This window comes from Psychrobacter vallis (assembly GCF_904846715.1).
Lineage (GTDB): Bacteria > Pseudomonadota > Gammaproteobacteria > Pseudomonadales > Moraxellaceae > Psychrobacter > Psychrobacter vallis.
In genome coordinates this window covers 217,914-243,909 of the sequence record NZ_CAJHBU010000002.1, presented here as the reverse complement: position 1 = coordinate 243,909, position 25,996 = coordinate 217,914, and the positions used below count along the sequence as shown (strand labels likewise).

General features: G+C 42.5%; 13 protein-coding genes. 4 read left to right on the top strand and 9 right to left on the bottom strand.

Annotated features, from left to right (window positions below):
• Window positions 1-158: 158 nt before the first annotated feature.
• The gene (locus JMY02_RS02330; RefSeq protein WP_201594884.1) at window positions 159-851 is read left to right on the top strand and encodes a TetR/AcrR family transcriptional regulator; all 693 of its coding nucleotides are present in this window, start codon (window positions 159-161) and stop codon (window positions 849-851) included.
• Between the two features lie 84 nt (window positions 852-935).
• Here the strand turns inward: JMY02_RS02330 and JMY02_RS02325 are convergent, their stop codons facing one another.
• The 5 genes from JMY02_RS02325 to JMY02_RS02305 form a co-directional block, all read right to left on the bottom strand.
• A complete protein-coding gene (locus tag JMY02_RS02325) occupies window positions 936-1,715 on the bottom strand; it encodes a hypothetical protein (RefSeq protein WP_201594788.1) in 780 nt (259 codons plus the stop codon).
• 433 nt (window positions 1,716-2,148) lie between these two features.
• The gene (locus tag JMY02_RS02320) at window positions 2,149-7,476 is read right to left on the bottom strand and encodes an SdrD B-like domain-containing protein (protein ID WP_201594786.1); all 5,328 of its coding nucleotides are present in this window, start codon (window positions 7,474-7,476) and stop codon (window positions 2,149-2,151) included.
• A 128-nt stretch (window positions 7,477-7,604) separates the two neighbouring features.
• Window positions 7,605-9,707 carry a hypothetical protein gene (locus tag JMY02_RS02315; protein WP_201594784.1) on the bottom strand — a complete coding sequence of 701 codons (2,103 nt, stop codon included), beginning with the start codon at window positions 9,705-9,707 and terminating at the stop codon, window positions 7,605-7,607.
• A 42-nt stretch (window positions 9,708-9,749) separates the two neighbouring features.
• The gene (locus tag JMY02_RS02310) at window positions 9,750-10,214 is read right to left on the bottom strand and encodes a hypothetical protein (protein ID WP_201594781.1); all 465 of its coding nucleotides are present in this window, start codon (window positions 10,212-10,214) and stop codon (window positions 9,750-9,752) included.
• Window positions 10,215-10,857: 643 nt separating this feature from the next.
• A complete protein-coding gene (locus tag JMY02_RS02305; RefSeq protein ID WP_201594779.1) occupies window positions 10,858-12,915 on the bottom strand; it encodes a hypothetical protein in 2,058 nt (685 codons plus the stop codon).
• 615 nt (window positions 12,916-13,530) lie between these two features.
• Here JMY02_RS02305 and aceE point away from each other — a divergent pair.
• Window positions 13,531-16,347 carry a pyruvate dehydrogenase (acetyl-transferring), homodimeric type gene (gene aceE, locus JMY02_RS02300; protein WP_406947709.1) on the top strand — a complete coding sequence of 939 codons (2,817 nt, stop codon included), beginning with the start codon at window positions 13,531-13,533 and terminating at the stop codon, window positions 16,345-16,347.
• A 25-nt stretch (window positions 16,348-16,372) separates the two neighbouring features.
• On the top strand, window positions 16,373-18,097 hold the full coding sequence (locus JMY02_RS02295) for a 2-oxo acid dehydrogenase subunit E2 (RefSeq protein ID WP_201594775.1): 1,725 nt from the start codon (window positions 16,373-16,375) through the stop codon (window positions 18,095-18,097).
• Window positions 18,098-18,310: 213 nt separating this feature from the next.
• On the opposite strand, the gene JMY02_RS02290 is transcribed toward JMY02_RS02295, so the two are convergent.
• Entirely contained in the window at window positions 18,311-18,937 is a 627-nt protein-coding gene (locus JMY02_RS02290) for an OmpW/AlkL family protein (RefSeq protein ID WP_201594882.1), read from the bottom strand.
• A 671-nt stretch (window positions 18,938-19,608) separates the two neighbouring features.
• On the opposite strand from JMY02_RS02290, the gene JMY02_RS02285 reads away from it, so the two are divergent.
• Entirely contained in the window at window positions 19,609-20,592 is a 984-nt protein-coding gene (locus tag JMY02_RS02285; RefSeq protein WP_201594773.1) for an ion transporter, read from the top strand.
• 120 nt (window positions 20,593-20,712) lie between these two features.
• Here JMY02_RS02285 and JMY02_RS02280 read toward each other — a convergent pair whose 3' ends face one another.
• The 3 genes from JMY02_RS02280 to JMY02_RS02270 all read right to left on the bottom strand — a co-directional run bounded on the left by JMY02_RS02280 (window position 20,713) and on the right by JMY02_RS02270 (window position 25,593).
• Window positions 20,713-21,360 (bottom strand): TerD family protein, encoded by a 648-nt coding sequence (locus JMY02_RS02280; protein ID WP_201594771.1) that lies wholly within the window; start codon window positions 21,358-21,360, stop codon window positions 20,713-20,715.
• A gap of 91 nt (window positions 21,361-21,451) precedes the next feature.
• Window positions 21,452-22,573: a helix-turn-helix transcriptional regulator gene (locus JMY02_RS02275; protein ID WP_201594769.1), complete on the bottom strand. Its 1,122-nt coding sequence runs from the start codon at window positions 22,571-22,573 to the stop codon at window positions 21,452-21,454.
• A gap of 287 nt (window positions 22,574-22,860) precedes the next feature.
• A complete protein-coding gene (locus JMY02_RS02270) occupies window positions 22,861-25,593 on the bottom strand; it encodes an AAA family ATPase (protein ID WP_406947708.1) in 2,733 nt (910 codons plus the stop codon).
• Window positions 25,594-25,996 lie beyond the last annotated feature (403 nt).

Below are 25,996 nucleotides of genomic sequence, written 5' to 3'. Positions count from 1 at the left end.
TAGTGTACAAGCGTTTATGATGCCTTTCCATTAGCTTGAGTAGCGCTGGTATCGGTTCTACGTTATGAGCTAATAAAAAGTAATCCTTCAATTTGGGACAAATACTATCCAATGAAGATTGTATCTATAAAATAGGGTGTAATATTAAGAGACTTATGATGAGCGAAAATAAAGACGAAAAAATCGAAGATGTGTTGGTAGACTCGGAACTGGCAAAAAAGCTTGTACCAAATAAGTTTAAATTTACCAGCCAACAAGGCCGTGCGCGCCGTCAGAAACTTTTGGCTGGTGCCAAAAAACTGAGTGAAACACACGCCATTAATGATATTACATTGGCTGCTGTTTGTGAAGAAGCGGGTATTCCAAGAGCCTCTGCTTATCACTTCTTCCCTAATATCGAAGCAATATTTTTAGCACTACGCTTTTTGAATGCTATCGAAATATTAGAAATGGTAGAAACAGTTGATGTCGGCAATTACGACAGATGGCAAGGATATCTAACCGCACTTATCGACCAATGTGTGACTATATTTCATAATGATGAAACCAAAGCCAAGCTTATTTATGATACCAACACGCCTGAATTTGAAGGTGATAGCTTTGGTGAAGATATTGATCATCAAATCGTTGACTTGGTCTATAAGCGTTTGGCAGAGCGTTATGAAATGCCGAATTTTGACGATATCCAAGACACATTATTGATTGCTTATAGTATTATCAATGCTATATTCACATTGTCTTATCGCCGTCATCAAAGTATTACCAATGAATATATTCAAGAAGCCAATACCGCTTTTATCGCGTATCTGCGTTGCTATTTACCAGAAAAGCTACCGCGTAAAAACCGCTAATATAGGTTGTGAAATAACAGCATACTATTATAGAAAAAGCCGACATTATATGTCGGCTTTTTTTGGTTGTCTTAATGAATCATTTTAATGAATCGGCATTAATACTTGTCCACGACAAACATCTTTGGTCGCATCTAAAGGCGCGTATTGTTCATAGTAGTGGACGATTAATTGCTCTAGAACGACGTTGGTTTGCGAATCATGGGCGTTGATATAAGCCTCACGTGCTTGTTCAAGCCAGCGATCTGCCATACGAAAATGACTGCCTGACTCACGCCAATCACGCTGACATTGATTGGTTGCCGCCCAAATCAGGGCAACTTCGCTAAAAGCTAACTCACGTGGTGCTGATGTTATACCGCCAGATTCCTTAAGGGCATTTAAAACTGCCCATAGGTCCGGTCTCATTAAAGCAGAGTTAGAAGGGATGTCTTGGATGAGATTCAGGTCTTTTTCTTTACCACTTTTTAACATTGCCAAAATAGTTTCTGCATTTTGCGCTGCTTGCTTACCTGCAGATGAACGACTATTCATACTGTCTTGGTGAATGGCATAATTAAGCCAAGCTTGAGCTTTGTAAGCAAAGTACTGTTGATGTGCTGTCATGTTTTTTTGTTGATAGTTTTTTAGCTCTGTCAACATACACGTCATGGCGCGTTGGTGTGTACTTTGATATTTATAATGATTGGCCTGCGTTTGAATATCATTGGCGCAATCGTAAGCGTCATTCTTTAAAGCTGTTTCTTCAAGAGAATGATGGCTTGACGCAGAAGCGGACAACGCGGTGTTCAATAATAAGGCGGCTGATAACAGGATATAGATAGCTTGTTTACAAACGTTTATTTTGGTCGCAGAATTAAACATAATGCAAAAACCTTGTATTAGGGCGTGTTGAATATTCACAAATAGGCACTGCTGATTGCTAAAATTGTTCCAGACAAGGCGCAAGTCTACGATAATGTTAATACCTTAACTAGACTTGCAACGCAGTATGGGGCAGTTTTAGCATCAGCCTGAAAGGACAGGACTCTTTTTTGCCGCTTCATTGCTAAAAATAGACGTATAGAATGACTATACTCACTATCTTTACCTTCGAATCGCCTAAAAAATAGTCTCTGTCAGTGCCATGGTTGAATTATCAAACACGCCCTAAACCAATTGGTGTCAGTGCTTGTTATTTTCGAAACTGATCTTATCGCTCAATGAAATATATCTGTCGTATAACGTGATGAAACAGGGCATACCGCTCGCATTGCCATAAAGTTATATGATGACAATATGAGACAATAGACATACATTATAGTTCAGAAACAGGCATCAGGCGCTGGTTTTTGCGAGGATCATCACGCTTGAATAAGTCTTCATCAAATTTGAAGCGTAGTCTAAAATAAGCGCCCTGTTGGGTGGTGTCATCATAAGCGATGTCTTCGTCCTCAAAGCCCATGAAATTATAACCTAATGATAACCAAAGGTTGGTCATCGGGCTATAACCCACTTCAGCACCCAGCATATAAGACATATCATCCGATTGCTTGTTCCAGTAAGTACCTGCTTGCAAGCCTACATCCCAGCGTTCACTAATGTCATAAAGACCACGAGTATAAAGTGCATGAGCCGTATTATCACTGCTGATATTATCGGCATTAAACTGTGTGTACTTACCAGCATAGTGACCGGATAAGGTCAGCGGACGTGTGGGGTGATAGTTACCACTCAATGACCAGATAACCGTGTCTTTTTGATATGCGTCATCACCAGTGTTGTTGTCATCTAAGCGATACTCGAGCTTCGTTAACATGTCTAACTGATTGCTATCGTAATCACGATAAGCGGCACCCAGTTGGAAACGGTTAATCGTACGATCACCATCATCGTAGGCGACTTGCGAGTAAATGTCTTTGGCCAGTAAGGTGACTTCATTGGTATAGCGATAAGCAATACCAGCGCTACCTAGTAACGTATCACTGGTCTCACCCCAACGTTTCTCAAAACGAGCAGAGGCTTTATAGTCTTCTTTTGCAAGATATTCAACACCGATGCCTGCTGCCGTTGCGGTGTTTTCGGTATCACCTTCTAGAGATTCAATACGCTCAAACAAGGTGTTTACTGTTAAGCCTTTCTGGATATGCCATTTGTTCTTTAGACCAATAGCTGCCTCGGCTTCGCGAGCGCTGATAGCGTCACGCATACGGTATTCGCTATAGACCTTGCCGTCTTTCATATAGTTGGCATCAAAACCAACTACTGTACGTTGACGCTCTTCAGTATCATCCAAACCATAACTACCAGATAGGCTGTTGATCAAATCATGACGAGCATATAAACGGCCTAATGCACCTAGTGGCGTCTCGCCACCAATAGAAGTTGCATTGCGATTACTGTTGTCAATATCTTGTTCGTACTCTGCAAATACCAAAGAATTGTTAAGCTTGGGCAGGCGAGCGGTGATGCGAGCGCGAGCAGTGATACCTTCTATGTCTTTTTCAGCATCATTGACACTATTGAGTGCCGATTGATTGATGATGTCATCATTAAAGACAGTATCATCTGTAATGTCCACGACATCTGTTGCCGCTTGAGTATTGCGTGAGGCAGCAGTGGCGTCTTGCTTATAATAACGCACGCCAATCTCGCCAACGATGTTGGTACTTAAGCGTTGCTCAATACTGGCTAAGATGCCTTGACGATTGGCCTCAGTCGTATGATCTTTAGTGCGCACGCCTTCTAATTTTAATGCGGTGTTTTTATCATTGAGTAGGTGTGTGGCTTCGATGCCAGATTCTTCACGGCCAGCAGTTTGTGGCGAGGCACCAGTCACAAAACCTTCGTCAGTATCTTTATAATAAGCTTTGGCACGGGTATTTTTCTTATTATCAAAGTCCAGCTCGATACGTAATGCATTGCCTTCAACGTCATTACCGTTTAATTCTGCCGTATTGATCTGATTGCTTGGCTGAAAATTCGGATTTTCAGCTTTGTTCATCGCATATTCTGCGACCAGCTTTAGTTGCTCATTGAACTTGATGACGCTGTTGACACTGGCCAGCTCTTCTTTATTCAGCGGGTCGTCACTATTGATGTAACTACCACCAATCGCTATTTTGTCAGTGAGCTGTTGTTTGGCTGCAATACCGCCGACTAAATACTCTTCACCGCCTTCATCTACTTCTACGGTAACACGAATATAGATAGGATTGCCTTCGATGTCCTGACTGGCAATAGGCGCTTTGAGGAATAAGCTGCGGGTAATAGGGTCAATCTCGTAATCGGCGAAGCGAGTAAGCGTTTTGCGACTGATAATCAACCCAGGATTGTTTGCGTCACGGGTAATCACCTCAATAATTTCTGAGTTTTCTAATACCGCGTCAAAGTTTTCAGCCAATGGGTAGGGACCTGAGATGCCTAAACCACGAGTCTCATTGACGCGCTGGCTCGTACTGGTTTCTGCTACAAAGGCAGTAACGCGAGTATTATTGTCTTCAAATTGGGCTTTTACACCAGTTAACGTACGATTATATTGACCAAGTTTGATGCCTTCATCATTGTCAATCTGTGTTTTCAGATCGCCATACATAGCGAATGAGCGACCTTTGTCCAAACGCACATATAGCTTACTGGTAGACTGCGCATCAAAGCCTTTGGCTGATGAATCACCGTATACCGGATAATACTCACCAGGTTCGATATCACGGAACAGGCGCTCACCTTTTTTATCGCTGTCATAAGCCAAGGTGAGCAGATAATCACCGCGTACCTTTCCTTTAAGGAACATAGCCGCACGACCAGAGGCGGCATAATCATCATTGCCAGCAAAATCATTGAGCTCTTGCTCAAATGCACCTTGAGCATCTGTAATACTACTACCATCAAAGTCTTTGAGTGAGATGGCGCCTTCGACGATACCCACTGCGATCAGAGGACGCAGTTGAGCGGTGAATTGTAATGGGATGATTTGTTTGCTGCTACCAGTATCGATGATCATCTCACCTTTGCCCGGTACGCTTGGGGCAGTCACTGGTATTAATAGCTCGCCGCCCGACACAATAACTTGCGTACCAGCCTGATCTTTACTGCCATCATTCAAGTTGATACGGCCAATGTTGGTATCGATAGTGATGGGTGTTGAGGCAATATAAGGGCGGCCATCACGATCTTTTAGGCTGATAACGATTTGATATTCGCTAATACCATCGGCTGCTACTAGCTGCGTTTGGGTTCGATAATTAATAGCTTGTAAGCTGTCAGGTGTTAGTAGGTTGATCGTTTGTTCTGAGATAACTTTGCCATTAATATCGGTAGCCACGCCGCGTAATGCGTTGTTGCCGCGCTGTAGATCAACCGCATAATAGTCAAAAGCAGTTACATTTTGCTTTTCTTGCTTAGCAGTTTTACCGATTTGTTGCTCTGATACCGCTTTACCATTGGCGTATAGCGTGAATAGTGAGCCGAGTGGTGCTTGTACTTGTACCATTTGCTTATAGGTACTAAGCTGCTGACCTTCGTTTAGGTTGATGAAAGTCACATCATTATTAGCCACTTCTTTTAAGTATTCTTCGAGCTCTTTTTCTACTGGCGGCGCAATAGTGGTTACCGCCATATTTACGCGATTGCCCACTGGATTGACGATCTCATTAATGATAGCGGAGTCGCAGTGAGTACCAAAGTCTAGATCACCGTTGATATGACAGCCGCTGGCTTTAATATTATCATTAAAGTCGCGATTGTAGTCAGGATCTAAGGTTAGCTCTGTTTTCACCGCTTGGTCAAGCGTATTATTTTTAACACCCACTGATTTGCTACGAGCGATCAGCTCTGAATTCAAACGCTCAGTACTATCACCCATCCCGCCAACAATACCAAAGTCAGCACGATGCAATTCACCATACTTTAAATCAACGAAACGGCTACCCGCGTCGCCAGCATTACGATTGCTTTGTGTGACCATTTCAGTTGCGTTAGGGAGAGTAGTGCGGTCAACTTTTAATACATGAGTCTTGGCGCTAACGCCATAGAAGTTGTACTTGCCTTCAGGATCGGTCACAATGAAATTGCCGTTTTCCATATAGATGCGGACGCCAGCAACACCAAGCTCGCCATCGTCTTTTTGTTGGATACCATCACGGTTGATATCATGATAGACCTTACCAACGATGATACCGTCTGTATTCATGATGCCGCGCTCTACGTCAATCTTCCACTGTGCTTCTCTTGATGCGAAGCGTTGACCTTGTTCATTATTAGCAACTGCGGTTGCACGATTGATACCGTCACCGCCTAATGATGAGGCACCGATCAATACACGGTAAGTAATTTTTTTGCTTTCACCATTTGCCATGTTACCTAAGTTTAACACCTGATATCTACCATCAGCTTTAAACTCAGTGGTTTGTACTTTATTGATATCGATATCAGCAGTTTGGCTAACGCGTACACTACCATCCGCGTAATTGAAACCACGTGGTAAAGCATCTTTTAGTTGTACATCAAAGGCAGTAGCATTGCCACTATTGGTTATGTTAATGGTATAATTGACATAGTCACCAAGTTCGGCACTTTTAACATCACTCTCTTTGGTGACTACTAAACTTGGACTGGCATCGACGATATTGATTTGAGTATTTAAATCATCGATACGTACCGTAAAGTCGCCATCGCTCGGTAACTGATCGGCACCAGTACCGACAGAAGGAGCAATACAAGCGTCCAAGCTGGCAGTTAACGTATCGTTTGCTAATGTTTGAACAATCCTATCATTGATTGCGTTGGCATTGTTTTGAGTTGGTGCGGACAACTGATACTTACCAGTGCTATTACCAGTCTCAATCGCTTTCAATGAGTACTTGTCACCCGTCAATAAAGAGGTGATCGTGACCCATACTTGATCTGGTTTATCTAATTGAACATTACATTGCGCATAGTTAGCGTCGATATAGATGTTTTCACTAACTTGTGAGGTGGTTTTATTTCCATCAAATTGAGGGGTAGTAAATTTTACTTCAGGTTCAACGATAAGCAGGTTGTTAGTCGCATTAGCGGCTAATACAGACGGATCTTCTAACACGACCGCACCAAGCTTAATGCTAGCAGTATCGCCACTCCTACCGTTAGCATCTGATAAAGCTTGCACAATAAATTGAATGCTTTCGCTATGTCCAAGCTTGATTTGAGCACTTAAGTTGTCAAAGATAACTTCAGTATCGGCGCTGTCAATGATGCCGTTTTTATTGATATCTTGATAAACTTTTAGATTAGAAAGAGTTGGCGATACATCTAACGTGAGCTCAACAGTCTGATCGCTATAGCTAGTATTATTTAGAACGTTGACCCAGTTTACTAAGCTATTAGGCATGACCGTGCGTAACGGTTGCTGAGTTAAGCTAATACCGTATTTAGAAAGCTCAGAAACTTTGACCTGTACTTGGTTTGAGGCTGTACTGATCGTTACCTCTGGTTGATTGTTAATATTGTAGCTGGCTTGCGCCGTGTTGTTGATTAACTGTAAGAGTGAATCAGACGCAGCAAATGCCGTGTTTGATTGCATAAGCAACATTGCCAATGACAGCGCCGAGATCTTCGCTGTGCACAATGAAGAACGATTAGACAGTGTTATGGTAGATAGAGTCATATGTCGCTTATCCAATAAAACCAACAGAATGTATAAAATTACTTTTACTTCTTTTTGAGGGAGTAATGACCGTAATCATGTTATTTATCCCTTTAAGGACAAATAACATGGTACAGAACAAACTGGTATTAAGGAGTTGCAGAGCCTGCAGCGTTAATCTTTACAGCAAACACCATTGCTGCATATTTTTGCGGTGCTAAGCTGGTTACGGTACCGCTGACAGCTGAGTTGCTAGCAGATGCGTTATAGCTGTTGGTTGCAGGTGCTTCATTACCATTGGTCACATCACCCAATTTGACTGGGAATGCATAAGCAGTACTGGCACTTTGTACCGTTGCTTTGTTATTAAAACGGTCTGTTGTATCTGTTATGAGCACGTTGTCAAAAGTAAAGCGTGGATCTGCAGCAGAGAAGTTATTAAAGGCAGTAATTTTATATACAATACAATTACCAGGCTTAGCAGCAATTGCTCCTTGAGTAAAGGTAAGTGTACTATTGGCAGTACAGCTTTCATTGAGCGCTTGTTCTTTAACGAGCTTCAATCCTCTTACTGTACTTTCGTTTTTAACAATACGATCGCCTAGAGTTGGTGCGTCTTGGCCGCCAACAATTAATGTGACAGTGATGCTTTCTGTGGTATCAATAACGGCTTGGCTAGATTCAACTTGATAATTAAAGGTTGCGGTTGAGTTTGGTACCATACCCGTCCAAGCTGGCGCACCATTTTTAGGTTTAGCAGTACTGAAGTCGTAGTCACCATTGCCGTCTCTGGTAAGCGTGTAAGTAGCATTGGGTGTGGCTGGATTATTATCAGCATCGTACACCAACTCAACTGATCCTGCGACCACGCTCACTTTACTATCAGCCTCTGAGGTGATCTTCACCTTAATTTCACCAACTTGATCACCTTCAGTTTCTTTACCTGTGTTACTGATTACCACAGAATGGGTCACAAGTGTGGTGGCAGTGGTCGTTGTAGGAACGTCCATTTTGGTAGGTGATACGATGCTAACGGCACGTTGATTAGAGGTTAACGGTGCTGCTGAATCACTACCTACTGCTGTGCTTACCGTACCATCTGTAGTTTCACTATCATCAGTTAGAGGGTAGAAGTTAGCCGTGTTTTGCTTGGTATCAGTAGCATCAGTTGTATCATACATGACTTGGTTTTCGCCAAGATCAAGAGTAACGGCTGCATGATTGATTGTATTCTTAGGATCAGCCAACACTTCTGCTTGATCCTTCTGTACATCAAATTTTATGGTGGCTTCTTGACCTGGTGCAAGGTTAAGTAAAGTGACTCTAATGCTATCGCTTGAACTACTAGTACCTTTACCTTCATTTCCTGAGGTAATGGTTGCATTGTTGCTGACGCTGATATTTGGCTGATCTGCTAAACGTAAACCTTCTGGTAGACCGTCAAAAACCATAATGTTGTTAGCATTAGTAGTGTATGCAGCATTTTCATCATTACGCACGGTAACGGTGTAAGTGACTTTTGACGTAGGATCATTCAAGTTCAGAGTACTGCTTACTTTACTGGTAATTTTGAAGACAGGTACTTTTGTAACGCTGTTACTAATATTGGTCAAAGTCGCTTTGGTAGTGTCAGACGTTGTGAAAAATGCACTGGTGGCAGTTAACGTTAGGTTCTGTGAGTCACCACCAACGTTACCAGATGTTTTAGCAGAAACCAAAATGTCAGCACGTTCATTGGGCGCAAGAACTATCTTGGTGTTTTGAAATACCGTTCCTGTAACGGTATTAGTGCTCTTTTGAGTGTTGTCTGCATTGTATATAACGTAAGTTACATTGGTACTAGCAAAGTCATAAGACCCGACACCTTGCGGGCTGTTTGGGATGTTACCACCTTGAACCAAGGCGAGTGTATAGGTATCTTCTACGTTGCCCGAGTTGGTCAATGTATGGTTAAAAGCCACTCTGCCTTTGGGTGTTACAGAGACTGACGTGTTGTAATCATCGGTCAGATCGCCATCTGCATTCTTAGCGGTTAAGCTAAATGCCGCACTTTGCGTAATGTTAACGGTTACTTTGTTAGACTCTACAGGCGTTTGTGAAACACCGCCAATGCTATAAGTGGCAGTAGCGACGTTATCAATGGTAGGTGTCGAGTCGGCTATAGATTTAGCAGCGTTGGCTGTGCTGACCATACCTAAAGAGGTAATGATAGCTGCGGCAAGTATAGAGTACTTAAACATATTGGAGTTCATTCAGTGATTTTCCTGAGCAAAAATGAAAGATAAAATAGTTTATTAATTAACGGTTGTGTTTAGAGCAACGGCAGCAGACTTCATGGCTGGTAATAGTTTGATATTCCAACGTAGAGTACGGTATTCAGATAAAGGTGTTTTGACCAGCTTGCCATTTACTTTTTGCATCAGTGGCATATCGGCGTAGTTTTTACCATCAGTACTGGCTTGTGCGCTGGCAGGGTTTGCCTCACCAGTAAATATCATATTTGCAGGGATAGGTAACGTTACCATTAGGTCATTAATATCTTTATTGATCGTATTGGTGTAAGTCGCTTTGTATTGGATAGTAGTGCCTGCTGGTGCAGTGCTCACAGGTAAATAACTGACTTTTCCCTCTGCATTCTTAATGACTTTATTAGCGGTGAGTTCCATTTGCAGTGCATTATCAGCATGGGCAACACTTAGTAATGAAAAAGAGGCTAAAGACGCTAGTAAAACGATACGTAAAGCATTGAAGATGTTCATATTTTTATCCTTGCTAAGACCATAATTTTTGGTAAAAATTTTACCTATTGGCACGTATGCAATAATCGCGCCATATCTATGATAAAGAATCAAATAAACTACATAAAAACAAGATATAGCGTACCTAGTTACATTATTACAAATAATATGCTAACGAGTCATGTTATAAGTGACGAGTGGTATTTTCAGGCAGTCTAATGGCAATCATTAAACCAAAATATAATTTTATGGATATTTTGGCTCATTCTTAGAATTACTGGGGAGGCATATAGCTGACTATAAATGTCAGTAAGATGGCAATTATTGTCATAAAAAATATGCCGAATTCTTTTAATATTTGCTGTGTGTAGTTATAAAAAGAGTAGGATAGAGAAGTTTATTGCGGAATTCTGAGCGGGCATCAAAGCACTGCCGTCTTATTGCTTAAAAATATAGGTGATATCAGTGATGCCAAGAGCATAATTTGAAGTTGACATCGTGATATTAGGATCATCGTTACCAGTGGGTCTAATAATATAAGTATCTCTAACATTACCCACATTACTTAGCGTATGCGTAAAAAAACAGACATCTTTATGATAAAGAATGTCTGTTATATCGTTCTGGACCAATTTTTATAGGTTATAGATTTTTTCTATAAATCCTATTGTGTTTGACCGTATTTGGTGTTGAAGTACAATGTTGCTGAGCTTGGTTGCGTACTGCCAGGAGGCACAGCTGCTAAACCGAATTGATTAGACCGAATCTCACCATTGCTGCCATAGTTAACCGAAGGACTACCTACTGAAGTAGGAATAAACAAAGGTGCAGGCAGTCTAAACACCGAGGTAACCGGAGTGGTTTGTAGCTGGTCACGAATTTGTACTTGTTGAAGTCCTATATGTCCACGATTATAGGCTTGAACTGCGTAGGCAACACACTTTCCTGGACTGATGCCACTAATAGAGTTGACACTGAAACCTATGGTCGGGTCAGCGCTATTTCTGCTGATACTTTGATAATTTAAATTATCATTACATTCATGCACATATTGTGATTTTATTAGTACTAATGCCGAATTATTGGCTTTGATTTCGCCAAAGTTTAAATTGCTATAATCATAGACGTTGGCTGTTAGTACAATTTCTCTGTTATCAGCAGTTGTGTCTACGGTATAGTCCCATACGCTTGGTTCATTCTCAATCACACAAACCTTGGTTCTATTGACTAGTGCGCTGGCAGCTACTACAAAGCTATATCTTCCTATAGAGGTCGAAAGATTTGAGACAGTTTGGGGGTTTGATGAGGGGGTTACGATATTATTACCATTACAGTCGGTTAAACGTATATTTAAGGTACTGTCATAGATTCCAAGCTCACTTCCACTATCATAAATGCCATTAAAGTAACTGCTATTACCTGTAAAGGTACTCGATATATCTTGTCTGGTGTTGTTATTATCTACGATACCGCCATTATCATTAAAAACAATACCCGAAAAAGTATAAGATCTCGGAGTGTTTGTAATTGTACAAGTGATCTCATCACCATATGTCGCATTAGCAAGTGTAAATGAGCGAGTGTTAGCGGTGGCGTTGTAAGTCATTGCAGCAGTTGGCATAACGGTGGTGCTACCAGTCGTGGCATTGGTGCAAGTATAGGTAGCATCATAGTCTGCTATATTACCCAGTGATGTACCATTCATAGCTCGTTCTGTAATGATGTAACTTGTGTTCTCTGCTAAGCTAAGGGTAGCGCTAGTACCATTGGTGATGGTTGAACCTGTGCCAGTTGTCGTAAAGCTGTTTGTCGCTATTGAGCCTCCGGTAGCAGTTAGCTCAAATTGATCTCGTTTAGTATCACTATCATTGACACGGTTGCCATTGAGTGCTTTTTTAATGATTAACTTAGGTGGTGCTAAGCAGAAATAAAAGTCTGAATAACCGACCGCATGCGGGCTGTTTACTTCACTTAAGACGTTATTATGCCTCAAATTGAGTGCAATATCAGCGAGTGTGTAGTCCCAATTTGCATCAATAGTACATGCACCTACTCCACAGTTCAGTCCTCTTCTACCAGTAACAATATTGCCAGCCGCGTTTATCGTATGAAAATTGCTGTTATGAGTCAGTTTACCGCTATTGGCAGACACATCTACTTGTTCTATATATGGCGTTGCATTATTCGTTGTGACAGAATCCAAGTCTTGTATTTTATAGCCCGACTTACTAGTAGATCGGTTAACTGCAATCCCCATACTATGGTTAGTTTTAGAAATGGTTGATACTGGAGAGCTATGAACTAAATTTATGGCTGATGTGGTTACACCGCTAAGGCTATCATAAAAAGGTGTTTCGGCATTTGACGGTACACTAATTGTAGTTGTAGTTTTATCTAATATGTTGGAGAAGGTAATTCTAAATATTTTATTACCTGATGACTCAGTGAAAGTAAAAGTCCTAGTAGTGCTGCCTGCAGTCCAGCTCAACGCTTGGGAGGCTACAGGAAAAGTTGAAGTAGAGGCAGGAGGATTAGCGCCAATGTAATACATTTTATGATTAACAGGACACATGCCGTTTGCAGAGGTTTCATTCGATGCAAAGTTAGCGTGAGCGCTGTTAGACATTAGTAACATAAAAAATAGCAGAGTAAAGACAACAGAATATGAATTTATGTTGTCTTTGAAGCGATTGCTTAAGCATAGACATTGATTGTTGGACACCTAACTACCTCGAGGCTAAATCTATATAAATTAGAATTACTATACAATAAAAGTAAAAATTAGTAACCTTAAATAGTCAAATATAACGAAGCATGTAGCAAAAAGCTTATTAAAAAAGATAGAAGGTTGAATAGGATGATAAGTAGCCAGTACTAGCGCATTTGTTATTATGGAAAATAATGATATTCTTAGCAAATATTTACCTGCTCACTAATCATTATTTATTTAAGAAATACTTGTCATATCATCATTTTCTTATCGCTATAAACAACCACGTCATAAGCGCCTATAATAAAGGGTTATTATCAATCGGTAATTGACTCTAAATATTGATTTGGAATATTACCTTATTATCTACCTACTCAGTGCATATTCAAACGATAGATAATAATGCCATTTTTCCTACAGCTACGTGCGGCGTCTACTACTTATTGTGCAGCGGTCGTACATGGCTATATTAACGCACCATACTAATATACAACTTCTTAAAGTTAACAAGGAAGTCATTGAGCGAACCATTCACGTCACACAGTATTGAAATAATACTTTGATTTAACACTATCGATTTAACAACTTCCTGCTTTAAGCAGGACTGACTGACAACAAAGGACAATGATGATGAATTATTATAAGGATGCTGATAGCACCGAAACCCAAGAGTGGCTGGAAGCCTTTGAGTCTGTTCTCAAACATGCCGATAAGGATCGCGCTCAGTTTCTACTAAAAGCTTTGTACAATATGGCGGTCCAAGAAGGGCTGCCGTTCAATCGATTAGATACTGCTTATATCAATAGTATCGCTGTCGAAGATGAGCCGATGTACCCAGGCGATCTAGGCATGGAGCGTAAGATCCGTGCCTTGATTCGCTATAATGCTTTAGCAATGGTGATGCGTGCCAATAAAAACGATGATGACTTGGGTGGCCATTTAGCATCATTTGCGTCTAGTGCCACGCTTTATGAAACGGGTTTCAACCATTTTTTCCGAGCAGCAAGTGACCATTTCGGTGGCGACATGATTTATTACCAAGGTCACTCAGCACCAGGTATCTATGCACGTTCTTATTTAGAAGGTCGTTTGACTGAAGACCAGCTCGATAACTTCCGTCGTGAAGTGGGCGGTAAAGGCTTATCAAGTTATCCGCATCCATACCTAATGCCTGATTATTGGCAGTTCCCAACCGTTTCAATGGGTTTGGGTCCAATCATGTCAATCTATCATGCCCATGTACATCGTTATATGGAAAACCGTAAACTGTTAGAGAAAGAAGGCCGCAAAATTTGGGCGTTCTTAGGTGATGGTGAGACGGATGAGCCAGAAAGCTTGGGTGCAATTTCTCTGGCTGGTCGTGAAAAACTAGACAACCTGATTTGGGTGGTTAACTGTAACTTGCAGCGTCTTGATGGTCCAGTACGTGGTAATGGCAAAATTATCCAAGAGCTAGAATCAGTATTCCGCGGCGCTGGCTGGCGCGTGATTAAAGTCATTTGGGGTGGTAAATGGGACAGTCTTCTTGCCAATGATGATACAGGTGTCCTAAAACATCGTATGGAAGAAGTGGTCGATGGTGAGTACCAGCTATATGAAGCCCGTATGCCTGAATTCACTCGCAAAGAGTTCTTCGGTAAATATCCTGAGCTAGAAGAGATGGCTGACGCGCTTACTGATGAAGACATTTCACGTCTAAACCGTGGCGGTCATGATCCGCAAAAAGTTTATGCTGCGTTTAGCGAAGCGATGAAAACCAAAGGCCAGCCGACCGTTATCTTGGTCAAAACGGTGAAAGGCTATGGTTTGTCCAGCACAACACAAGCGGTCAATAAATCGCATCAAATTAAAAAGCTTGATCAAGACGCTTTGGTCTACTTCCGTGATCGTTTTGACTTGCCATTTACCGATGAGCAGTTAGAGACGCTACCATTCTACCGTCCTGAAGAAGGGTCGGCTGAGATGAAGTATCTAAAAGGTCGCCGTGAAGCGTTGGGCGGTCATCTGCCAAATCGTCGTAGTGGCCATATTCCATTGAACATCCCTGAACTGTCAATGTTTGATCGTGTATTAAAAGGCAGCAATGGTAAAGAGCAATCGACGACAATGGTATTTGTGCGTTTGTTATCAGCGATGCTGAAAAACAAAGACATCCAAGATCGCGTTGTACCTATCGTACCAGATGAGGCGCGTACTTTCGGTTTAGAAGGTATGTTCCGTCAATTGGGTATCTACTCTGCGGTTGGACAAAAATACACACCAGAAGATAGCGAAGCACTGATGGGCTATAAAGAAGCCATCGATGGTCATATGTTAGAAGAAGGTATCAACGAAGCGGGCGCGATGAGTACTTGGATTGCGTTAGCGACCAGCTATTCTGTGAACGCGTTGCCGATGATTCCAATGTATATCTATTACTCAATGTTCGGTTTCCAGCGTATTGGTGATTTGGCTTGGGCGGCAGGTGACTGTCAGGCACAAGGCTTCTTATTGGGTGCCACTGCTGGTCGTACGACATTGAATGGCGAAGGTTTACAGCATCAAGATGGTCATTCACAGATTTTATTTAACGTCGTACCAAACTGTGTTACTTATGATCCTTGCTTTGGTTATGAGCTGGCGGTTGTCGTGCATGATGGTTTGCGCCGTATGTACGGAGAAGGCGAGCGCGTCTATTACTACTTGACCTTGATGAACGAAAACTACGACCAGCCTGCTATGCCAGAAGGAGCGGAAGAAGGTATCAAGCGTGGTATGTACTTGCTAGAAGACAACGGCTCAGCACAAGTACAGCTATTGGGTTCTGGTGTGATCTTACGCGAAGTACAAAAAGCATCTAAGATTCTAAAAGACGAGTTCAATATCACCTCTAACGTTTGGAGTGTAACCAGCTTCAACGAGCTAACCCGTGATGGTATGGCTTGTGATGATTACAATCGCTTGCACCCAATGGAAGAAGAAAAAGTGTCTTGGGTGACTGAGCAATTAGCACCGCATGAAGGCATCGTGGTAGCAGCGACCGATTATATGCGTAACTACTCAGAGCAGATTCGTGCTTGGTTACCAGACAATCGTCCTTATACGACGCTAGGAACGGATGGTTATGGTCGTTCTGACTCACGCGAAAAACTGCGCAGTTTCTTCCATGTAGATGCAGCGCACATTGTTGTCGCCACGCTTAAACGTCTGGCGGATGAAGGTGAAGTAGAAATGCGTTTGGTAAAAGATGCTATCTCCAGTTTTGGTATCGAAGCGGATCAGCCACCTGCTTGGCAGCAGCAGCCTCATTATGATCATTTCCCAGATGCACCAGCACCAGGTAATGTCAATCCAGTTCCTGTGCCTGAGTTTGTTGCTGAAGACGATGAAGAAATCAGCAACGAAGGCCGTGCTGAAGATCAAGCGGATGCGACTTTACTCAATGACGGCGATGTCAAAGAATAATAATCATAAGACAAGGAGATAAATTATGGACATTAAAGCCCCCGATTTGGGTGTGGACAGCGCCGAAGTTAGCGAAATTATGGTAGAAATTGGTGATGTCATCGCAAAAGATGACAACATCGTTTTGCTAGAGTCTGACAAAGCCTCGGTCGAAGTACCAAGCTCCGCTGCTGGTAAAGTCACCAAAATCAGTGTTGCTGTTGGCGACCAAGTCAGTGAAGGTATGGTACTGATTGAGCTTGAAAGCGATGACAGTGGCAGCGATGACAATGCTGATGACGACAATACTGATAGCGTAGACAACAATGAAAATCAAAAGCAAGAATCAGAAAAGCCGCAAGCCTCTTCTGATTATGCTAGTGATACTGAATCTTCTGCACCTAAGAAAAGCTCAGGTGCGGCAACCACTCATGCATTGCCTGATTTAGGCGTTGATGAAGCACAAGTTTCTGAAATCATGGTTAGTGTTGGCGATACCGTTACTGCTGATCAATCGATTCTGCTGATTGAGTCTGACAAAGCGTCGGTTGAAGTGCCTGCACCAGTCGCAGGCAAGATTGAAAAAATATTGGTCGAAGCGGGTGACATGGTTGCCAATGGTCAAGATTTCATTGTCATCGTTGGTAGTGGCTCAGATGATGCAACTGAAGCCAGTGACTCTAAGCCAGCTACTACTGAAGCAAAAGATTCAACTCAAGATGAAGTAAAGGGCAAAGCCGATCAGCAAACAACGGGTGAACCAAAACAAGCAGCCAAACCGAAAAACACTGATGCGCCAGCCAGTAAGCCAGTAAGCAAGCTGACAGAAGCACAAGTGAATGAAAAACTGGTCAATGTGTATGCAGGCCCTGCCGTGCGTAAGCTGGCGCGTCAGTTGGGTGTAGATATCACGCAAGTAAGTGGTTCGGCCTTAAATGACCGTATTCTAAAAGAAGACTTATTTGCCCATGTTAAGGAAAGTCTGACCACGCAAAAAGCGGCCCCTGTCAGTGGTAATGTCGCCAGCTCAAGTCTACCAAGCTTGCCTGATATGAGTAATGCTGAGATTTGGGGTGAGACTGAAACACAAGACCTCAGCCGTCTACAGAAAGTCTCGATACCACAGCTCAACTATAATACGTTGTTGCCGCAAGTGACGCAGTTTGATTTATCAGACATCACGGAAACGGAAAAGCTGCGTAGTGAGCTAAAAGGTAGTATGAAAGCAGAAGGTATTGGCTTCACGATCTTGGCATTTATAGTCAAAGCGACTGGCTATGCCTTGACACAGCATCCACGTTTTAACAGTCATTTGAGCGATGATAATACTCAAGTTATCTTGCGAAAAAGTGTCAATATGGGCATTGCTGTGGCAACGGATGATGGTCTCATCGTACCCGTCATTAAAAATGTGCAAGACAAAGGTCTGAAGCAAATTGCTATTGAGATTGGCGAGCTTGCCGTTAAAGCTCGTGATAAAAAACTCAGTACCAAAGATTTACAAGGTGCGAGTTTCACCATATCAAGCCAAGGTATCTTAGGTGGCACTGCCTTCACGCCGCTAGTAAACTGGCCACAAGTAGGCATATTGGGGGCGTCAGAAGCCACCATGCAGCCTGTTTGGAACGCTGCTAAGCAGACGTTTGAGCCACGCTTGATGTTGCCATTATCATTGTCTTATGACCACCGTGTGATTAATGGGGCAGATGCTGCGGTATTTACCCGTTATGTTGCAACATTACTGGCGGATCCGCGTCGTATTTTGTTATAAAAAATTATTTGAACTAAAAACATTTACAAGAATAAGACTGTCTAAGGATGGTCTTTTTTTATGCTCAAAATTTCATGATAATGAGTATTATGTCTATCGACCTTTTTAGTGGTCAAATGTTTTAATAAAATAGTTTTGATTTACGATAATTATTGCTTAAATTTTAGGCACAAAAAAACCAGCAATTACGCTGGCTTTTTTATCGGTATAATATTAAAACTGTTTTACAAAAGCCACACCATATACCCAAGGGCTGATATCTACTTCGCCGATATCAATACCATCTAGGCTAGCGTCGGTTTTGATATCCATATAGCGTGCATCAATACGGAAAGCTTCGGTTGGGGCAAAAGGTATGTCAAGACCGACATGACCGGCGACACCAACGCTGTCATCAAGCTTCAAATTTCCACCAGTAGAGATTCTTTCTTTAAAGAATGTCGTATAGTTCACACCAACACCAACGAATGGCTTGATGTTCATTGGCATATTGTCATAGTCAAAATGATATTGCACAGAAAGCGTAGGTGGAAGATGCTGAGTTTTTGCATCGATTTCTTTACCATTAGTATCTGTTAGAGTGATATCGTGATGAAATGGAATGGCTGCTAGTAATTCAACACCAACATTATTGGCAATAAAATATTCACCGCTGATCGTTGGACGAACATCGCCATCAACATCAACATTTAGTGCGCCATTTGCAAGGCTACCATTGTCACTTTTAGGATCAACATAGTGAGCACCAGCAGCAACAGACCAAGTGCCAGCAGGGACAGCAAAAGCAGTGGTCATGGTAAGTGCGGTGGCTGCAGCTAAAACTAGGGATTGTAGTTTCATCATTTGATTCCTCAACATAATAGATGATTATTGGTAAATACCTAATGAGGGATGACATTAGTTACCGATACACAATGTTATGATTATTTATTAACCTGTAACATTATAAATCTATTATAATACAAAACCATGCTTTCTGTAAGGTTTTAATTGTTTATTACAACATTTTATTTCTTAAGTAATTTGATGGCTGTTAACGATCAAATTTTAAAATAGATTATGTTTTTGCATCAATAACGATGATATAAAAGAGGTGTCATACATTATGCTTGGCTATTGTAGTAACTCTCCTCTACGCTGTAAAAATGCCCGTTCTGCCAAGATACTGAATCAAATGGATTCCTGTTGTCCAAAGTGCAATTTATTTTTACTGCCTGCTCGAGATGGCAGCCAACAACTACATGCTGATGAACAGTTCTTACGACTTTCTGTGTTAGCGATTGTGTTTATGTTATTGGTGTCTGTCTATATTTATTATTTAAATTTTGTATAATCACTTCTCATGATTCATACTCAATAAGCTGGCCTGAGAACAGCGAGTATCTCTAAACGACATGCTAATCACTGACTGATTGACACAACCTGTTTTTACCCCAACACTGGTGATGCATTGCATGGTGGCTGCTTTATTCTATTCATATAAGACCGGTGTTTCACCGCATAGGGACGGCATGGTATTCCAATCTATACGGCGCTTGCGTCTTTTTGTCTATAACATCTTGCAAAATGATGAGCATGACACGCTATTTAGCCGTTATGTTGATTATTTTTTAATATTTTTGATCATGACCAATGTGGCTGCCGTCATTGCTGAATCTGTCGATCAGTGGTATTACCCTTATCAAGAGTATTTTACTTGGTTTGAAAACTTCTCTATTGTGATATTTTCTATCGAGTATTTGTTACGTGTGTGGAGTGTTGCTGAAGCCAAGCCCACTCATACAACGTGGCGTCAGCGTTGGGATTGGATAAGAAGCCCCTCAGCATTGATTGATCTAATCGCTATTGTACCTGCGTTCTTAAACTTCTTTGTCTCTATTGATTTGCGCTTCTTACGTATTCTACGTTTGTTCCGTATCCTTAAATTGACGCGCTATTTTGCCTCCCTGCGTATCTTGCTGGTGGTCATTAGTAAGGAAAGAGGTTCTTTCCAAGCCGTTATTTTTATCTTAATCATTATGATCGTGACAGCTTCTAGCGGGATTTATTTGGTTGAAAACCATGCTCAGCCCCAAGAGTTTGAGTCGATACCCAAGGCCATGTGGTGGGCAGTGGTGACGCTGACAACGGTGGGTTATGGTGATGTTATACCCATTACTACCGCAGGTAAAATATTGGGTGCTGTGATTACGATATTGGGGGTAGGTTTAGCTGCATTGCCTGCTGGTATTTTGGCTACGGGCTTAGCAAATGAGCTGGCCCAGCGCCGTGAAGAGCTTGAACAGCACTTTCGGGAGCAGCTCATCGAGAGTGATTTTGATTTGGTGCAAAATCAAATAATGATAGACAAAATCCGCCGCGAGCTTGGATTGGACAAGGAGCAGGCACAAAATATCGTCTTACAGGTATTGCGAGAACAAGAGCTTGAGCGCCGCGAAAGAGAAGTGGAGGTGAGACAGAAGAACTTTTGTCCAAATTGCGGCGAGCAATTGTAACTACTCAATATAGCCTAATTCCAAAAATTAGAGTAGCAAAGAAAACGCGGTAACTACTGCTGATGGTAGGTTAAATGAGTTTGACTCAGCCAAGCGTATTTTTTGGGCTTGGTGTGAGTGCTACATTCCTTGTGGAAGCGGGAGCACCCGTGCCAATTCATGCGCTACCTCTTGTGCGGCACCTGCTAAATCTTCGGCAGCAAGCGGTAAGTTATGTAAGGTCAAATGCCAGTCATCAATTTCTCGGCGCAAATCAGCAACCCAAAGCGTCGTACAGTCACGTGGTAGCTGTTTTAGGTTGACCTCAAAACAACGGTTGCCTTCATCGTCACTCAGATGAATCTCGCCCTTTTTGACTCGAGAAAATGGATGGTTATGGTAGGAGTTTGCCATCATAGCGATGTGGGTGATATGGGCTGGGATTTTATCCAAATACAGCCTGATTTGCTCTTGATCAAGTGGCGCTAAGTACATCGCTTGTTCGCCACGATCTTTGCCATTCAAACTGTCGCCTTGATGTTTTACAGATTCTGCTTTGTCACGCAATTGTTTGAACCAGACGATATCGCTGATGGTGCAATTGTCGTCATACAGCACACACGCCAAGTCGATATCAATCGCGCCTTGATGCTTTTTAAAGCGCTTAAATAGGCCTTTTGGTTCAATCTTAGTAAATTCATAATTGAGCGCAAAAAATAAAGTGCCCGCGTCTAAGCCAAGTCCTCTTAAACTGTCTGACAGTAATGATGATGGGGCAGTGGTTGGCATAACATTCCTTTTTTATTCTTAATTTTATAAATGGTCGTAGTGGTTTGCGTTAAGCTAAGCGCTAGCACTCTCAGCACCCTTAGCATTGTCACTATTCATCATTTATAGACTTGTCCAACACGGCTTGATATAGCAACTCTGGCTTGGCATTCAATAGTCCACTACCAAAACCGCGCAGCCACCAAACCAGTTGTGAGGTCAAATTAACCGTTGCTTGAATGGTCAGCGTGTCATCGTCATTCAACGTGACAATTTGGTCGTCATTGAGCTTGCTTTCGGTCAGGCTCTTGCCCGCTTGTTTGGTAAATTGTAGCTCAATAGTTGTGTTTTTGCCATGGCTTGGCAACTCACCGAACAATGGATGGCTAAAGCCCATACCGCCGGCGTCCAAATAGGTATCAAGTTGAAAGCCTTCAGGGGTCTTTGCGGCACTATCAAGAATCTCAACGCTGGCAAATCGATGCAAAGCAAAGGTGCGGATAATGGCTTCAGGATCGTCGGTACGGGTGGCCACAAGGTATATAATAACGCCACGCTGAATAATAGCGATGGGGTTTAAGGTATATTCACTGGCTTGTGATTTGTTGCTGCGAGTGTAGCGGGCGTTAATTTGCAATTGATAAAATAAGGCATGGTAAATATTGTCTTTACTGTCCAAATGAATATGCGGCGCAATTAAAGGCTGAGTGGCAGGTTCGATACGCACTCTATCTATCCATGAATGCGTCACTTTACTGTTTTTAAGCTGTCGCCGTGCCAAATCAAACCAAGGAAATAACTCATCTAAAATCACAGGCGGTAATAGTTGGGTTAGATTGGCTTCAACCATATTAAAAGCAACGGCTTGCGATAGATTCATGTGCGGTAAGCTTTGTAATGGGGCGTCTTCTTTCCAGCGCCAACCTTGCGGATTGGCGTTGTTTTTCTCAATGGGGAAGCGTTTGGCCAGCGCATTCAAGTCACGCTGTACCGTGCGTAGACTGATATCAAAGCCTGCCATCATGAGTTGCTCAAACACGTGGGTCGTGCCCACCCAGCGATTGCGCTGTAATTGGGATAGCACTTGCCATTGCCGAGCGGTTGTCGCTGCGCCGTGACGACTATCGCTGGTGTCTGCTACGATATGACTGTCCGCAGTCGCTGGCGCAGCCGTTTGCTCACCAGAGTCTGCCTGAGTTTGGAGAAGGTTGGCATCAGTAGGAAGTACAGTCATTAAGAGATAGCCTTTATGAAGTCACAGTCAGTTTTTATACGTTTTGGTGTGCTATGAACACGTTATCATCGCAGAAAAGCATCGTAACGTCTAGGGACGTCCGTCGTTGTTTATGCTTCGTTAAATTCTTCCTATATTCAGTTCACTATAGTCAATACTAAATAAAACGGATACACGACATTATGACGCGGAACTGGTACAAATTTTTCTTGCTTGCTGTGCCTGCGCAGACAGAGGCTGAAAAAACTCTATACCCGTCCTGCGGTATCCCTTTTATATTGACCTGACTATATAGAATCATGGTCATCAATACTTTGTTCATTATTGTCTTCGCTATCGTATTGGATGTCATATTCACTATCAACAGTCACTTCACGATTGTCTTTGCGTTTTTCTTTTTTGTTGTCTTCTTTCTTTTGACGTTTGGCTTTCTGCTTTTTTTTAGCTTTCTTTGACTTTTTGTCGTCAATGTCATCATCATTGGCCTGATTGTCATCCCACAACATCAAACGGCTCAAAACTTTGCCAAATAAGGTGTCTTTGCGATAGCGGCTTTTTTTATTCATCGTATCGATGGGCAGGCCAGTCATCAACGTCAGCGCTTCACTGAGCGTATAAACGCCATAAATATGAAAGCTACCAGCACTAACAGCGTCAATTATATCGTCACGCAGCATGAGTTGTTTGACATTGGCCATTGGAATGACTACGCCTTGTTGCCCAGTCAGCTCTTGCTCGCGGCAGGCATCAAAAAATCCGGCAATTTTTGCGTTGATACCGCCGACGGCCTGCACTTCGCCCAGCTGGTTCATGGAGCCAGTAATAGCAAAAGACTGATCAATTGGCACGTTTGCTAAGGCGGACAATAGCGCGCAGCCTTCGCTGACGGTGGCACTATCACCATCTATATGCGCATAGCTTTGCTCAAAAGCGAGCGAGGCGCTAAAGTTTAGGGCATGGTGCTGACTAAATAACGCCCGCAAATAGCTGGTCATAATCAGCATACCCTTGGCGTGTAAGCTACCTCCCAAATCGACATCGCGCTCGATATCTAGAATCTCGCCAGCGCCAATATTTGGCTGAATAACGGCGGTCAGACGGGCTGGCATACCAAACTCACTATCTGCATAGCTCACCACCGTTAGGGCATTCACTTGGCCGACCGCATTACCTTGAGTTTGGATAAGTTGCTGGCCGTTTTTGAGCTCATCCCAATACAGGTCGCGTAAGTATCCTGAGCGCTCATCCATATCATCGATGGCCTGTGTGACATGATGGGCATCGACTATCGTTTCACCGCTTAAGCGTGCATGGCGATTGGATTCGTGAAGGAGTTTAATCAGTAAGTCACTGTGCAGACTGAGGCGATCTTGGTCTTCTGCTTGTAAGCTTAAGTGCTCAAGAAGCGCGGCTTGTGCATACCGATTAAATGGGTAAAGGTTTGCATAATCGATGATGTCAGCCATTTTTGCGACTAGTGCCAATTCATGATCGCTGGTGCGAATCACGTCATCGTGAAAATCGGCGCGCACTTTGAATACCGCATCAAACTCAGGCTCAAGTTCCAACAATTCATAATATAAATCTGCTTCGCCCAATAAAATCACCTTAACATCAAGATCAATGGGCGCAGGCGATAACGATAAGCTACCTGTCAAGGTCATCATTTGCTCAAGACTAGATAGCTTAATCTTGCGTGATTGTAGTGCGCGCTTGAGGCCTTGCCAAGCATAAGGGTGCTCCAGTAAGTGGCTAGCCTCTAATAACAGGTAGCCGCCATTGGCACGATGTAAAGCGCCCGCCCGAATCATACTGACATCAGTGGTCACCGTGCCTAATTGTGTGATTTGCTCAACATGTCCCAATAAATTTAAGTGAGTTGGCAAATCTTCAAAGACAACAGGTGCGCCGCTGTCAGGCATGTGACTGATAATGACATTGACCGCATAACGGCTCGGTGTCGTGGCCAGCACTGCCGTGACAAACTCTTCATCATCGCCGTTGACGATGCGCTCTACATGGGTAACCATGTCGTCAAACACTGCTTTGAGATACTCAATGACCAGAGGATGAGTGACGAACTGCTCATAAACAGGCGCAAACAAAGGCTCTAGTGCTCGCTTTGCAATACTGCGATGCAGCGTTTCTATAGCATCATTGGCTTTGTCTTCTATCTGTTCCAAAGCAATAGTCAGCTGACTTAGCCGTTTTTGCATATGGTTTTTTTGTGCAAAGTTATTCAATTCAGCTTCGTATTCGCTATTATCATAGGCACTCACTTCGTCGTCTGCATTTACCGCATTTGTTTTTTTGCTATCATTTAATGGTGATTTATTTTTATGTTTGGCAGAGAGTGGCGTGCTGCTATCCTCATTGTCGTCACCGTCTGTCGGTAACTGACTTGGATGTACAAATACCGCTTTATTATCAAAAGAGCGAAATGTCAGTGCTAAATCATATTGCTTGCCTTCGGCATTGAGCGCTTCATAAGCATGGCTTTCTTTTTGATGGGTGTTGTTTTTAATGGCTTCGATTTTGCTTTGATACTGATCGCTACGAAAGCGTTGGCTCAGTCGTTTTTTTGCTTGTTGCCACAAGTGATTGACTTGTTGTTGCAATAGCGTCGCTTGACCGGCAGACACGCGTAAAGCTACTGGAGTGCGTGGGTCGGTAAAATTATGCACATAGACCCAATCGTCAGGTGTCGCTGCATCGGCGGCGATACGATGGAGCAAGCGACTGATAACGGTGCGTTTTCCTAAGCCGTTTTCACCAGCGGCAAATACATGATAGCCACTGGCTTTGATGTCTATAGCAGTGTGTAAGGCTTTGAGTGCGCGCTGTTGACCAAAGCCAACATCCAAATCAGGTGCAGTACGGGTGTCGGTCGGCAGCTCATCTGGCTCGCTATAACGTTTGAGTTGTTCAGCGGTGATAAGACAGCGTTGTTTGACTTCTATAAAAATAGGATGAGGTACGGTCGGCTTAGTGTTTTTCGACTCAGAAGTGGGTATTGCCATATGATTAGTGTCTTTTGATACTTGAGAGATAAGAGTGTTTGGCTGTTCAGTCATAAGTGTATGGTATATCATCTTAAAATAGGTAAGGGGTTATTAATTTTTAATGCACTTTTCGCAGATTTCTGTGTTTGGCTTTTTATGTTAAATGTGAATAGCTAATAAGAGCATCTTACAAGATATAACCGTGCTTTAGATAAGTCATTAGACGCAGTTTTGTATCATTATTAGCGTGGTTGCAATGTACGGTTGATATTAAATAAAAGCGCTACATGACACTATACAGCGGGACTGGTACAAATTTTTCTTGCTTGCTGTGCCGTTACAGACAGAGGCTACATAAAATTTATCCCAGTCTCTCTGATTACTTTTTACATTAATCTGACTATATGATGTATAAAAAAGT